This is a genomic window from Amycolatopsis minnesotensis (assembly GCF_039529815.1).
Taxonomy (GTDB): Bacteria; Actinomycetota; Actinomycetes; order Mycobacteriales; family Pseudonocardiaceae; genus Amycolatopsis; species Amycolatopsis minnesotensis.
Map to the genome: position 1 here is coordinate 129,349 of NZ_BAAANN010000018.1, position 13,136 is coordinate 142,484.

12 protein-coding genes are annotated in these 13,136 nt (G+C 70.8%); 7 read left to right on the plus strand and 5 right to left on the minus strand.

Annotation, left to right across the window (positions count from 1 at the left end):
- Positions 1–7: 7 nt before the first annotated feature.
- Positions 8–961 carry a GNAT family N-acetyltransferase gene (locus ABD256_RS23120; protein ID WP_344422435.1) on the plus strand — a complete coding sequence of 318 codons (954 nt, stop codon included), beginning with the start codon at positions 8–10 and terminating at the stop codon, positions 959–961.
- 11 nt (positions 962–972) lie between these two features.
- On the opposite strand, the gene ABD256_RS23125 is transcribed toward ABD256_RS23120, so the two are convergent.
- The 4 genes from ABD256_RS23125 to ABD256_RS23140 form a co-directional block, all read right to left on the minus strand.
- Positions 973–1,620: a DUF6461 domain-containing protein gene (locus ABD256_RS23125; RefSeq protein WP_344422438.1), complete on the minus strand. Its 648-nt coding sequence runs from the start codon at positions 1,618–1,620 to the stop codon at positions 973–975.
- A 114-nt stretch (positions 1,621–1,734) separates the two neighbouring features.
- On the minus strand, positions 1,735–4,137 hold the full coding sequence (locus ABD256_RS23130) for a glycoside hydrolase family 3 protein (RefSeq protein ID WP_344422440.1): 2,403 nt from the start codon (positions 4,135–4,137) through the stop codon (positions 1,735–1,737).
- A gap of 329 nt (positions 4,138–4,466) precedes the next feature.
- On the minus strand, positions 4,467–5,504 hold the full coding sequence (locus ABD256_RS23135) for an MBL fold metallo-hydrolase (RefSeq protein ID WP_344422443.1): 1,038 nt from the start codon (positions 5,502–5,504) through the stop codon (positions 4,467–4,469).
- A 235-nt stretch (positions 5,505–5,739) separates the two neighbouring features.
- Positions 5,740–6,573, minus strand: coding sequence for a nitrilase-related carbon-nitrogen hydrolase (locus ABD256_RS23140; protein ID WP_344422446.1), 834 nt, complete (start codon positions 6,571–6,573; stop codon positions 5,740–5,742).
- Between the two features lie 169 nt (positions 6,574–6,742).
- Here ABD256_RS23140 and ABD256_RS23145 point away from each other — a divergent pair, with 169 nt between their 5' ends.
- The 5 genes from ABD256_RS23145 to ABD256_RS23165 all read left to right on the plus strand — a co-directional run bounded on the left by ABD256_RS23145 (position 6,743) and on the right by ABD256_RS23165 (position 11,977).
- Positions 6,743–7,777 (plus strand): uroporphyrinogen decarboxylase/cobalamine-independent methonine synthase family protein, encoded by a 1,035-nt coding sequence (locus tag ABD256_RS23145; RefSeq protein WP_344422449.1) that lies wholly within the window; start codon positions 6,743–6,745, stop codon positions 7,775–7,777.
- 71 nt (positions 7,778–7,848) lie between these two features.
- The gene (locus ABD256_RS23150) at positions 7,849–8,547 is read left to right on the plus strand and encodes a hypothetical protein (protein ID WP_344422452.1); all 699 of its coding nucleotides are present in this window, start codon (positions 7,849–7,851) and stop codon (positions 8,545–8,547) included.
- A gap of 11 nt (positions 8,548–8,558) precedes the next feature.
- Positions 8,559–10,700 (plus strand): NAD-dependent DNA ligase LigA, encoded by a 2,142-nt coding sequence (gene ligA / locus ABD256_RS23155; protein WP_344422455.1) that lies wholly within the window; start codon positions 8,559–8,561, stop codon positions 10,698–10,700.
- Between the two features lie 340 nt (positions 10,701–11,040).
- A complete protein-coding gene (locus ABD256_RS23160; RefSeq protein WP_344422458.1) occupies positions 11,041–11,460 on the plus strand; it encodes a nuclear transport factor 2 family protein in 420 nt (139 codons plus the stop codon).
- Positions 11,461–11,854: 394 nt separating this feature from the next.
- Complete coding sequence (locus tag ABD256_RS23165; RefSeq protein ID WP_344422461.1) at positions 11,855–11,977, plus strand: hypothetical protein; 123 nt, start codon at positions 11,855–11,857, stop codon at positions 11,975–11,977.
- Position 11,978: 1 nt separating this feature from the next.
- On the opposite strand, the gene ABD256_RS23170 is transcribed toward ABD256_RS23165, so the two are convergent.
- Positions 11,979–12,632 (minus strand): ACT domain-containing protein, encoded by a 654-nt coding sequence (locus tag ABD256_RS23170; RefSeq protein WP_344422465.1) that lies wholly within the window; start codon positions 12,630–12,632, stop codon positions 11,979–11,981.
- A gap of 207 nt (positions 12,633–12,839) precedes the next feature.
- Between ABD256_RS23170 and gatC the strand changes: the two genes are divergently transcribed.
- Positions 12,840–13,136 (plus strand): Asp-tRNA(Asn)/Glu-tRNA(Gln) amidotransferase subunit GatC, encoded by a 297-nt coding sequence (gene gatC, locus ABD256_RS23175; protein WP_215542874.1) that lies wholly within the window; start codon positions 12,840–12,842, stop codon positions 13,134–13,136.

The following is a 13,136-nucleotide window of genomic DNA, read 5'->3' on the forward strand; positions in this document are numbered from 1 at the left end:
GCGCCCCATGGGGACTTCCGAACTCATGACGGCCGCGGACGTGCGGCTCATGCAGGGTATGGCGCAGCGCGTCGTGGCCACCAGCCCGGAGCTGGTGAACGCCGACGCGTCGTTCGGCGGGCTGGCCTGGAACTGGGGCAAGGGCCACGCGGGTGACGGTGCGAGCTGGCCGCGCCGGCTGTGGTTCTCCGGCGAGGACCTGGTGGCGTGGGGCTGGGCCCAGCTCCCGCGCCAGGTGAAGCGGAACGACGGGTCGGTGAAGGACATCACCGGCGCCTACCTGGCGTACCAGGTCCATCCCGGCCACGCCGGGCTGGTCGACGAGGTGATCGACTGGTACGACACCACGGCCGCGGGCCTCGAGCGCACGGTGCTGCCGAGCGCCGCCGACGAGTCCGGCCTGGCGCGGTGGGCGGCGCACGGTTACGAGCCGGACCCGGACGCGCTCGGCGACACCGGGTCATGGACCCAGCTCAACGAGCGCGACCTCGTCGACGTGGAACAGCCGGTGCTGCCGGCCGGGTTCCGGTTCCGGACCGCCGACGAGGCAGGGCCCGAGGCCGCGGTCCAGGCGCACCTGCACGCCTGGACTCCCACGGCGTACTCGGCCGAGAGCTACCAGGGCGTCCGGGAAACCGCGGGGTACCGCGGCGATCTGCACATCCTGGTGGAGGCACCGGACGGAACGATGGCGTCCTCGACGATCATGTGGCTCGACGAGGTGAACAAGACCGCCGAGTTCGAGCCGGTCGGGACGCATCCGGGCTACCGGCGCCGGGGACTGGGAAGGGCCTTGCTCCTGCACTCGATGCAGCTCGCGCGGGCGGCCGGGGCCACGCACATGACCGTCGCCTGCCTCGGCGCGCCCGGCCATCCCAAGGCGCGCGGGCTGTACTACAGCGTCGGGTTCCGGGAGATGTCGCGGGACGCGCCGCTCATCAAAGCCAAGACCGCGCGCTGAAGTCGCACGGGTCAGCCGAATTCCACGGCCAGCAACGGGATCCGGCGGATGTCGTCGATCGTGCAGGTGAGTCCGGCCAAGGCGCACACGGCGCGCATGGCGATGGAATAGTCGGCTTCACCGGGTTCGAGGTAGTCGAGTTCGATGGTGCCCGCCGCTTCGAAAGCCGCGCGGAGCTCGGCGGGCATCTCGGGGAGATCCTCTTCGAGATCGAGGTCGTCGACGTTGACCCAAGCGAGCTGTTCTCCATCGACGGCGTAGGTGAGGCTGGCATCGGCGTTGATGGAGAACATGCTCGTGGCCGCGGATCGACCGCCCGCCGACAGCACCGCCGTGTTTTCCTCGTCGTAGGTGTACCCGCCGTCGTCGTAGACGAACGTCCAGTCACCGATGCGTCCCGCCAGCAGCGTGGCGCCGCTTCCCGGCCCGATCTCCAATGCCGCGCCGGGCAGGGAAGTCTGGTCGTCGGGCTTGCCGTCCGGCAGTTCGACGGGCCGGACGCGTTGCGGATTCGCGCCAAGAGCTGCCAACGCCGCCGCCGGTTCGAGGCCGCGCACGACGTGCAAGGCGTGGTTCGGATCGGCGCTGGCCAGCTCGGCGATCCAGCGGGGTTCTCCTTCGGAGTCGAGCGTGTTCGGGGGGAAATCAGGCGTTGGCATCGGGAACCTCGCGGGGGAAAGGGGGGCTGCGCAGCCACCGTAGCCACCCTTTCCCGGCATGGGCCGGGAACCTGCCTCGGCGAACCAAGAACGGCAGCCGAAAGGGCAACGGCGTCACACGGTGAGATCCCCGGCTAACCGAATGTCCGCGTAGGACCGTCCGATTTCGACGCGGTACTCGCCGGTGACGACGCGCCAGCCGGAGTCCCAGACGGACGCGGCGCGTTCGGGGATCGCTATGTCGACTTCGACGCCATCGCCGGGGGAAGCCTCGGCGACCGCGAACCCGGCGAGCCAGCGCTTCGGCCTCGGCGGTCCGCTCGTGTCCTCAGTGGACAGATAGACCTGCACGACCTCCCGTCCCGCACGCGAGCCGGAGTTGCGCAGGCGGACCCGCACCCGGGCGAGTTCGCCGTCGGCACGGCCCACCGTGACGGATTCGTAGGCCCAGTCCGTGTAGCCGAGGCCGTGCCCGAACCAGTACGCGGGCGTGGCACCCGCTCCTTCCCATGCCCGGTACCCGATGAACACGCCTTCGGCGTACCGCAGCACGCCATCGACAGGGGTCACGTCGAGCACCGGTGCGTCGGCCATCCGCGCGGGCCAGGTGGTCGGCAGCCGCCCGCCCGGTTCGGCGGCACCGGAGAGCACGTCGGCGAGCGCGGCGCCGCCGGACTGGCCGGGGAACCAGGTCAGCAGGACCACGTCGACGTCGGCGGCCCACGGCATCTCGACCGGCGAGCCGGAGTTCACCACGACGATCGTGCGCGGGTTCGCTTCGGCCACCCGCGCGACCAGTTCGTCCTGACGGCCGGGCAGCGCGAGCGAGGTGCGGTCGAAGCCCTCGCTTTCCACCTCGTCGGTGGTGGCGACCACGACGACGGCCACCTCCGTCTCGGCGGCGAGCGCGACGGCGCGCGCGATCAGCTCGTCGGCGTCCACGGCGGGGCTGGAATGCCGCAGCGAGAAGGAAAGCCAGGTGAAGTTGCCCGCACCGACCGCGCGCATCTCGTCCGGGAGCGAGTAGGTGAGCCGCACGTCCACCGGCACGCCCGCGGTGAGTTCGGCTTCGACGCGGAGTTCGGTCACCCGCATGACGGCGTCCATGAAACTGCCGTCGGACGGGAGGTTCGGGCCGTCGAACAGGGTTTCGCCGCCGACCGTCAGCGTCAGGTGGCCGATACCGGTGACCCCGAACTCGTGCGTGCCGGTCTCGTCGGGGGCGTAGGTGCCGCTGATCTCGACCGAGCCCAGTTCGCCGAGTTCGAGACCGTAGGGCAGCGCGCCGATCCACTGCATGGACGCCTCGGTGAGCCCGAACGCCACCAGCTCGGTGCCGTCCTCGCCGAGCGCCCTGCCGCTGAGCGTGAACCCGTCCTTCGCCGGACGCAGTGTCGTGCGGGGATCCGCGCCCAGTTCGTACCGCACGTCGTCGAAAACGCCTCGTAGCCCGTCGAGCGGGGAGATCACCTCCGACGGGAACACGGTCGCGCTGCCACCGCCGAGTATCCGCGCCTCGGCAGCGGCGGCGCCGATCACCGCGAGGCTCCGGGGTTTGTCCAGGGGGAGCAGCTCGTTTTCGTTGCGCAGCAGCACGAACGACCGGCTCGCGATCTCGCGGCCGACCGCCACCCCGTCCACTTCGGACGGTGCGGGCGGGTTTTCACCGAGCGCGCCCGCCTTCGAGGCGAGGACGAGCACGCGCCGCACCATGGCGTCGACGACCTCTTCGCGAACCGTTCCGGCGCGCACCGCTTCGGCGAGATTCCTCCCGAACACGGTCTTCGGCCCCGGCATCGCGACGTCGAGCCCGCCGTTCGCGGCACGGACGGTGTCGCGCGCGGCGAGCCAGTCGGACACCACGAACCCGTCGAATCCCCACTCACCGCGCAGGATCCCGTTGACCAGCTCGTCGTGCTCGGTCATCGTGCTGCCGTTGACCTGGTTGTAGGCGGCCATGATCCCCCACGGCGCCGCCGTCTTCACGATCTGCTCGAACGGCGCCAGGTACAGCTCGCGCAGCGTCCGCTCGTCGGCGCGGACGTCCACGGTGAACCGCTCGGTTTCGGCGTCGTTGGCGACGAAGTGCTTGACCGTGGTGGCGACCCCGCCGTCCTGCACACCGGAGACGTACCCGGCGCCGATCGACCCGGTGAGCAGGGGATCCTCGGAGTAGCACTCGAAATGCCTGCCGCCGAGCGGGCTGCGATGCAGGTTGACCGTCGGCGCGAGCAGCACGTGCACGCCCTTCCGCCTTGCCTCTTGGGCGAGTGCGAGACCGGCGCGGCGGGCCAGCGACGGGTCCCAGGTGGCCGCGAGCGCGGTGGGGCTCGGCAGCACGAGCGACGGGTCGTCGGCCGACCACCGCGTGCCGCGCACCCCGACCGGGCCGTCGGACATCACCAGGGAGGCCAGCCCGATCTCCTCGAGCGCGGGCAGCGTCCACACGTCCTGTCCCGCGAGCAGCCGGGTCTTGGCGTCGAGGTCGAGGTTGGCGAGCAGCTCGTCGATCGTCATGCCCCCATGCTGCCGAAGTAGGACCGGCCCCACCACCGCCCGGCCGGGCGTCCCCAGTGTCCAGGGTGTCGTTTTCCGGAAGCCTGAACGGATACCGCACAAGGACACGGGGGATTTTCATGGCACAACCGACGACGGTGCGGATCGCTCGCGCTGTCTCGAGCGTGATCCCGATGATCGGGATGGCCGTCGGCGTCGGCTGTTCGCTGTTCCACCTCAAACGGGTGCGCGAGGAACGCGAGCGGTCGAACTGGCCGCGGCCACGGCAGGCCACGCCGTGGTGGTGTCCGGGCTCGCCGTGCTGGTCGTGCTGTTCGGGGAGGGCAGGTTCAAGGCAGCGAATAGTGGCGCACGCCGCCGGTCCGCGTCGCCGACAGCTTTCCTTGAGCCACCAGCAGATCGAGGTGCGCCGCTGTCTCCAGGGTCGCGAGCATCCGGTTGAAGACGTCCATTTCGGACAGTTGCCTCCGGCGGCGCGTCCAGGTGAGGCCCAGCGCCGCCTCGTAGGCGGTGGTGGCGCCGTCGGCGATCCTCCCGCCCATCACGTCGAGCCGCTCGGCGTGATGGGCGAGCAGCTCGTCCACCCGTGCGTGCACGCTCGAGGTGACCGGGCCGTGCGCGGGCAGCATGCGCCGGTCCGGCCGCTCGCGGACCAGCCGCAGCGAGTCGAGGTAGTCGCGCAGCGGCAGTTCGACCGTCGCGGGCTCGAACCCGATCGACGGGGTGATGTGCGGCAGCACGTGGTCGCCGGTGAACAGCAGCCCCGCCGCGGGGTCCTCGAACACGAGGTGCCCCGCGGTGTGGCCGGGGGTGTGCACGAGGTCGAGTTCACGACCGGGCAGCACGGTCCGCTTGCCCGGCGTGAGCCACTCGTCGGGCTCTTCCCAGATCTCCGGGTCCGGCCGGAGCTCGCCGAACACCTGGATCAGCTCGTCGAGCACCGGTCGCGCACCGGCCAGCTCCAGCAGCCGGCCCTGCGCGTCCATCCGCTCACCGTCCGGATCGGACGACAGCTTCAGCGAAGACTGCTCGCGCGCACCGAGCCCGATCCGGCCGCCGAACTCGCGCCGCAGCGTCACCGCCTGCGTGTAGTGGTCCCGGTGGACGTGGGTGATGAGGTACTCGCGGATGTCGGAGAACCCGGTGCCGATCGCCCGCAACGCCTCCGCGAGCCGGTCCCGCGCCGCGTCGAGCGACCACCCCGCGTCGATGAGGACCACGTCGTCGCCGCCGGTCAGCGCGTAGACGTTGACCGCGCGCAGTCCGTCGTTCGGCAGGGGCAGGGGAATCCGGTGGACCCCCGGCGCGACCGTGTACACACCGGGTTCGGTCCAGTCGCGACTGCCATCGTCATTGAAAGCGTCCACCGTCTCACCTTGAGCGCCTCCGGGCGCGATGTCCACGCGAACGCCCTGAGACCCCGGTCACCCGTTTCGTCCCGCGCCGGCGCGCCGTCCCTGAAGGACGCCTTCGGGGAATCCGACGCCGCGAACTCGGCCCTCGCGTGGGTTTCCGGGATCGGAGCTATGCCCTGAAGGCGCCCATGGGGGAACCAGATGCCCCGAAGGACGCCTTCGGGGCACCGGGCGGGAACGGCCGCCCCTAGTCGTCGCCGCTTTCGTTGATGAGGCGTTCCAGTTCGCGGCGGAGGAGGCCGAGGCGCGCATCCGCCAGCAACGGGATTTCCCGGCGCCGGCGCCGCACCGCGCCGGGGTCGATGTCGACGATGGTGAGGTTCTCTTCCCAGGTGGGTGCCGTCGCGACCACGGAACCCCACGGATCGATGACGCGCGAGCCGCCCCAGAAGCGGACCCCCGCCTCGTCGCCGACGCGGTTGACGAAGAGGACCCAGCACTGCTGCATGCGGGCGGTGAAGGTGAGCAGGTCGTGCCAGTACTCGGCGGGGTCGAACGAGCCGCCGGTGAGCTTCGCGGCGCTGTTCGTCGGCACCACGAGCACCTCGGCACCGTCCTGCGCGGCGAGCCACGGCAGCATCGGCTGCCACGCGTCGTTGCAGATCAGCGTCGCCATCCTGGCGTACGGGGTGTCGAAGGCGCGCATGTGCTGGCCGGGGCTGGCGTGCTTGCGCTCCTCCCAGATCAGGTAGTTCGGCAGGTACAGCTTGCGGTGGTTGTGCACGATCATGCCGTCGGACAGGTACAGCGCGGAGTTGTGCCGCCGGATGCGCCCGTCCTCGAGCAGGCCGATCACGACGTCGGGGCCGTGCTTCGACAGCTCGGCGAGCCGTTCGTCGTCCGGCCACAGCGAAATGTCGTCGGCGAGCTGTCCGAGCGCGTAGCCGGTGAGGCTCAGCTCGGGGAAGACCACCAGGTCCGCGCCTTCGGCCGCGGACTCCTTCACGATGCGCTCGGTATCGACGAGATTCCCCTCCACGTCGCCGAGCCGGCAGTCGGTCTGCGCCAGTGCCACTCTCATCCGTTTCACCTCCCTGTGCCGTGCCTGCGGATCAGTGCGACGGTACGGGATTCCGAGGCCGGAGCGCGACACGGCAGCCGACCGGCCCGGCGATCGTTTACCCGGTCGAAACACCCGGTACGACCGGCCGACGACGCGCTCTTCCCGGCGGGGGAGGCATGATTGCGGTGTGACGGAGCGAGTGTGGGCCGCGGGCGCGGCGACCGGGATCGGGTCCCTGCCGGGGACCGACGCGCGCGAGGCGGCCGAGGTGGTGCTGGGCGAACTGCCGCAGTTCCCTTACCTGCCAGAGCTTCCCGGGCGCGGGGTCGGTGCCGATCTGCTCGGCAGGAGCGCGGCGCTGCTGGTCGACCTCGCGGTCGAAGTGGTGCCGACCGGCTACCGGGTGACGGCGAGGCCGGGGCACCACCACCGGCGCGCGACCGATCTGCTCCGCTGGGACGTCGACGGGCTCGACGAGGCCGTCGAGAACGCGGGCCGCCCGCCCGTGCTCAAGACGCAGGTCGCGGGGCCGTGGACGCTCGCGGCCGGGATCGAGCTGGCGAGCGGGCACCGGGTGCTCACCGACCGGGGCGCGATCCGCGAGTTCTCGGAGTCCCTTTTGGAGGGTCTGCGGGCGCACGTCGCCGAGCTGACCGCCCGTACCGGGGCGCCCGTGCTCGTCCAGTTCGACGAACCGAGCCTCCCGCCGGTGCTCGCGGGCGCGCTGTCCACTCCGTCGGGCTACGGAACCGTGCCGTCGGTGCCCGCACCGGAGGCGCGCGACCTGCTGGCCACGATGATCGAGGGCGCGGGCGCCATCACCGGTCAGCCGGTGGTCGTGCACTGCTGCGCGGCGCGGCCGCCGATCGCGCTGCTGCGCGCTGCGGGCGCCGGTGCGATCGCGCTCGACGCGACGCTGCTGGCCGGCGCGCCGTCGGCGCTGCTCGACGACCTGGGCGAGGCGTGGGATTCCGGCGTCGCGTTCCTGCTGGGGCTGGTGCCGTCGGCCGATCCGGGGAAGCCGGTGACCCTGCGCGAGATCGCCGAACCGGCGCTCGGGCTCGTCGACCGGCTCGGCTTCCCCCGCGCGCTGCTGGCCGAACTGGGCGTGCCGACCACGACCTGCGGTCTCGCGGGTGCCACCGGCGAGTGGGTGCGGCGCGCCCTCGAACTGTCGCGCGACCTCGGGAAGGCGTTCCTGGAACCCCCCGAAGCGTGGTAGCCGGTACGGCGCGGTACGCGCCTACGATGGTGGGACCCGAGCTGCGCTGAGGTAGATGAGGTCCCCGCTCCATGCGATTCTTCCGCCGTCGTAAGAACGATCCCCCCGATCCCCGAACCGCGTGGCCGAGCCCCGAGGTACCGGAGGATCCGGGCCAGGCCGCGGTGGCCTTCTGGCGGCGCTGGTTCGAGCTGCTGCCGAGGATCAACGGCGCGCTCGGCGACCGCGAGCCGCAGCGCGTCGAGCACGAGCTGTGCGAAGCGATCGCCCGCGTTCATCCCGAGCTGCACTTCTCCCTCGAACGGGGGCAGCGCGCGATCTACGCGCTCGTCGTCACCGGCCAGGAGTCGCCGGAACTGCGGCCCTTCACCGACGCCTGGATCGCGGCCGCGCCGGAGGAGGACGCGATCTGGGAGTACCACGACTCGGTGCCGGGGGTGCCCGATCCGAACGAGGTCACGGTGAACCTCGGTGAGCACCGGATCGCGCTCGCCGAGGTTCGGGTCGCCGCTCAGATCGACGAGACGGAGGCGGTGGTGGACGTCGCCGTGCACCACCCGAGGCTGTCCTCGCTCGAGGACGCGGCGCGTTCGGCGATGACGTTCCTGCCGCTCGACGCCACCTTGGGTGAACGGCTCGCCGCCGAGCGGTTACGCCGCGTGGAGACCGCCGAGATCGAGCCCGCCGGGTCGATCTCCCTGCTGGAACTTCGTGACCTGGTGCGGAAGCTCGCGGAGCGAAAGCCGCAAGATGTCGGGGGTACTGACTAAGCTCACCCCTCGTGAGCGAACTTCCCCCAGACCCGGTCTCTTCCGATGCGGCTCAGGACCTCGGCGACGTACCAGCCGAGGCCCGCGAGCGCCATGCCGCGCTCGCGGAGGAGATCAGGGGCCACCAGTTCCGGTACTACGTCCTGGACTCGCCGACCATCACCGACGGCGAGTTCGACGTGGTGCTGCGCGAACTGGAGGGGCTCGAAGAGGAGCACCCCGGCCTGCGCACCCCGGATTCGCCAACGCAGAAGGTCGGGGGCACGTTCTCCACCGAGTTCACCGCGTACGACCACCTCGAGCGCATGCTCAGCCTGGACAACGTGTTCGACCCGGAGGAGCTCGTCACCTGGGTCGAGCGCGTCGAGAAGGAGATCGGCGCCACCCGGTACCTGTGCGAGCTGAAGATCGACGGGCTCGCGATCAACCTGCTCTACGAGAACGGCAGGCTCACCCGCGCGCTGACCCGCGGCGACGGCCGCACCGGCGAGGACGTCACGCTCAACGTCCGCACCCTGGAGCAGGTGCCGGACCGGCTCACCGGCACGGACCGGTTCCCGGTGCCCGCGCTCGTCGAGGTGCGCGGCGAGGTGTTCTTCCGGGTGCAGGACTTCCTCGACCTCAACGCGCGGATGGTGGAGGCGGGCAAACCGCCGTACGCCAACCCGCGCAACACCGCGGCGGGCTCGCTGCGGCAGAAGGACCCCAAGATCACCAAGGAGCGGCGGCTGCGGCTGATCTGCCACGGGCTCGGGCGCCGGGAAGGCTTCGAGCCGGAGCGCCAGTCCGAGGCGTACGAGGCGCTGGCGGCATGGGGCCTGCCGGTTTCCCCGCACAGCAAGGTGATCGAGTCGTCGAAGGCGCTCGCCGAGCACATCGACTACTGGGGCGAGCACCGGCACGACGCCGAGCACGAGATCGACGGCGTGGTGGTCAAGGTCGACCAGGTGGCGCTGCAGCGCAGGCTCGGCACCACCTCGCGCGCGCCGCGGTGGGCGATCGCCTACAAGTACCCGCCGGAGGAGGCCACCACCACGCTGCTGGACATCCAGGTCAACGTGGGCCGCACCGGCCGCGTCACCCCGTTCGCGGTGATGGAGCCGGTCAAGGTGGCCGGCTCCACGGTCGCGATGGCGACCCTGCACAACGCCGAGGAGGTCAAGCGCAAGGGCGTGCTGATCGGCGACCGCGTGGTGATCCGCAAGGCGGGTGACGTGATCCCCGAGGTGCTCGGCCCGGTCGTGGACGTCCGCACCGGCGAGGAGCGCGAGTTCCTGATGCCGATCCGCTGTCCCGAATGCGACACGCCGCTGGCCTACCAGAAGGAAGGCGACGTCGACATCCGCTGCCCGAACGCGCGGACGTGCCCGGCGCAGCTGCGGGAGCGGCTGTTCCACCTCGCCGGCCGCGGCGCGTTCGACATCGAGGTGCTCGGCTACGAGGCCGCGGTCGCGCTGCTGGAGTCCGGTGTGGTCGCCGACGAAGGCGACATCTTCGATCTCGACGAGGAGAAGCTGGGCGAGGTCGAGCTGTTCCGCACCAAGGCGGGCGAGCTGTCGGCCAACGCGAAGAAGCTGGTCGCGAACCTGGATTCGGCCAAGGACCGTCCACTGTGGAAGGTGATCGTCGGGCTGTCGATCCGGCATGTCGGGCCCACCGCGGCGCAGGCGCTGACACGCGAGTTCGGCTCGATCGAGCGCATCGAGAACGCCACGGAAGAGGAACTCGCCGACGTCGACGGTGTGGGCCCGACCATCGCGCGCGCCGCGCAGGAATGGTTCGAGGTCGACTGGCACCGCGAGGTGGTCGACAAGTGGCGCGCCGCCGGGGTCCGGATGGAGGAGGCGCGCGACGACTCGATCCCGCGCCACCTCGAAGGACTGTCCATTGTGGTCACCGGATCGCTGGAGACGTTCTCGCGCGACGAGGCCAAGGAGGTCATCATGGCCCGCGGCGGGAAGGCCGCGGGCTCGGTTTCGAAGAAGACCGCGTTCGTGGTGGTCGGGGAGTCGCCGGGCACCAAGTACGAGAAGGCCGTCCAGTTGAAGGTGCCGGTGCTCGACGAGGCCGGTTTCCGGGTGCTGCTCGACGAAGGCCCCGAAGCCGCGGCCGAGGTGGCGCTGCCTGCCGAGGAGCCCGAAGGCGATGAGTGAGCTCGAGGTCCGCACGCCCGCGCGGACGAGTTCGCCGCGATCGGAGAGCTGACCGTCACCGCGTACCGCGACGACGGCCTCATCGAAGGCCACGACGACTACGCCGACGAACTGCGTGACGCGGCGGGGCGCGCCACGGGTGCGGAGCTGCTCGGCGCCGTCGATGCGGGCGGCGCGGTGCTCGGTTCGGTGACCGTGGCGGCACCGGGCTCGGCGTACGCGGAGATCTCCCGCGCGGACGAACTGGAGTTCCGCATGCTCGCCTACGCCTGCGAACTGACCTGAGCCCGACGTCCGATTGCCGCCAGCCTCAACGTGCGCGGACAGGCAGGCTCGCGGCATGACGAGTTCGGTAGAGGTGCTGACCGGGATGTACGCCGCGGAAGCGCGGTACCTGGCCACGGGCGGGCCGGGAGTGGCGAGTTTCGACGAGCTGGCGCCGTTCTTCGACGAGGAAGTGGTGCTGCACCAGGCGGAAGCGCTGCCCTACGGCGGAACGTGGCACGGTCACGCCGGAATGGAACGGTTCTTCGTCGCGATGAGCCGCACATGGGACATCTTCGACATGGTGGCGCAGCGGATCCTGTCGACGGGCGACCCCCTGGTCGTGCACACCGAGGTCAGCGCCCGTTCCCGCGCGACGGGACGGCGCATAACCTTCCCGATCCTGCAGACCCTCACCGTCCACAACGGACGGATCACCGAGGTGTACCCGTTCTACTGGGACACCGCCATGATCACCGCCGCCTGCACCCCTTGACCCGCCCTGAAGGTGCTCTTCGGGACCTCTGAGCCACTTTCCCACCCTCGCGGGCATGCGGCCCGGGCTTGCCGATGTCCCCGAAGGCGACCTTCGGGGAATCAGACGCCGCGATTTCGCCCCTCGCGGCGCGCGGCATGGTGCTGCTGATGCCCTGAAGGGGCCCTTGGGGGAATCAGACGCCGCGAAGGACGCCTTCAGGGCATCAGCCTCGGCATGCTCAGCGTGGTGAGGGGAGTGAATGCGGCGTCAGATTCCTCGAACGTCACCTTCGGGGCATGCGAGGTCCTGTCAGGGCCGCGAGCTTCGGTGAGGGCGGCGTCCGAGGCGCGCGGGATGTCTTCGATCGGCCACAGTGGACGGTCAATGCGCCGTCGGAACGCTTGTCGGGCCGGTGAGCCGGATCGTGGACGAACTGCTCGCGCGGCGCGCCCGGTTCGGCCTGTCCTACCACGTGGTTTCCGACGCGGACCTGGAGCGCTTCGCCCCGGTGGTGGCGGAGCTGGCGGGCCGGTAGCTCAGCCGTCGAGCACGACGGACACGATGCCCGCGAAATGGGCGAGCCTCGCCACCTCGGCGGCGCGGAACATCGGTCCGCCCGGCCGTCCGACGAGCAGTGCTTTGTCCGGTTTGCCCAGTGGGGTGGCGGCGAGCTCGGTGCCGAGCTCCTGCCAGGTCTCCGGGATCCACGGCTCGTCGGAGTCCAGGATCGTGGCCCGTTCGAGCGGCAGCCACGGCAGCTCGGTGATCTCCGCCTCCGGCGCGGCGCTCGACGAAGCGAGCCGGTGCACGCCGTCCTGCGAGTACTTCACCACGAGCGCCCAGCCCGCGCGGACGATCCTCGGCACGCCTTCGACCAGGATGGACAGTCCCGCACCCGGCTGACCAGCGATTTCCTCGACGAGTTCGAGCTCGCGATGCGTATCGAGCACCCCGGCGTACGGGCGGACGGCGTCGACCTCGACGCCTTCGACGCTCTCGGCCGCGGTGATCAGCGAGTCCGGCAGGCGGCCCGACGGCAGCTCGACGACCAGGTCGTCGATCGCCACCCCGCCGCCGCGTTCGACGACGTCGACGCTGAGGATGTCCGCGCCGACGGTGCCGAGCGCGGTGGCCACCGCGCCAAGGGTGCCAGGACTGTCCGGGAGCTGGACCCGGATCAGGAACGACAACGCCGCACCCCTCTCGTCTCCTCGACAGGACGGCACCGGCCGCCCCGCTGCCGGTCGATGATTGTGGCAGACCACGAGAGCCAACCGGATCGCCCGTCCGTCTGGCGGGATCTCCGCGAGCCGTAACCCAGTCGAGACGTGGTCGGCCGCCGCCATAGACTTGGCGCCTTGAGAAGCGTTTGCACACACCCCCGGGGAGCCACCCGCGTGACCAATATTTCCCGCGACGAGGTCGCACACCTCGCCAAGCTGGCCAGGCTGGCCGTCACCGACGACGAGCTGGACGTCTTCGCAGGCCAGCTCGACCAGATCCTGGACTCGGTGGCCAAGGTCAGCGAGGTCGCGGCGGACGACATCCCGCCGACCTCGCACGCCGTGCCGCTGACCAACGTGTTCCGCGAGGACGTCGTGCGGCCGGGGCTGTCCCAGGAGCAGGCGCTCTCCGGCGCGCCCGCGGCCGAAGAGGGCCGGTTCCGGGTGCCGCGGATCCTGGGGGAGGAGTGA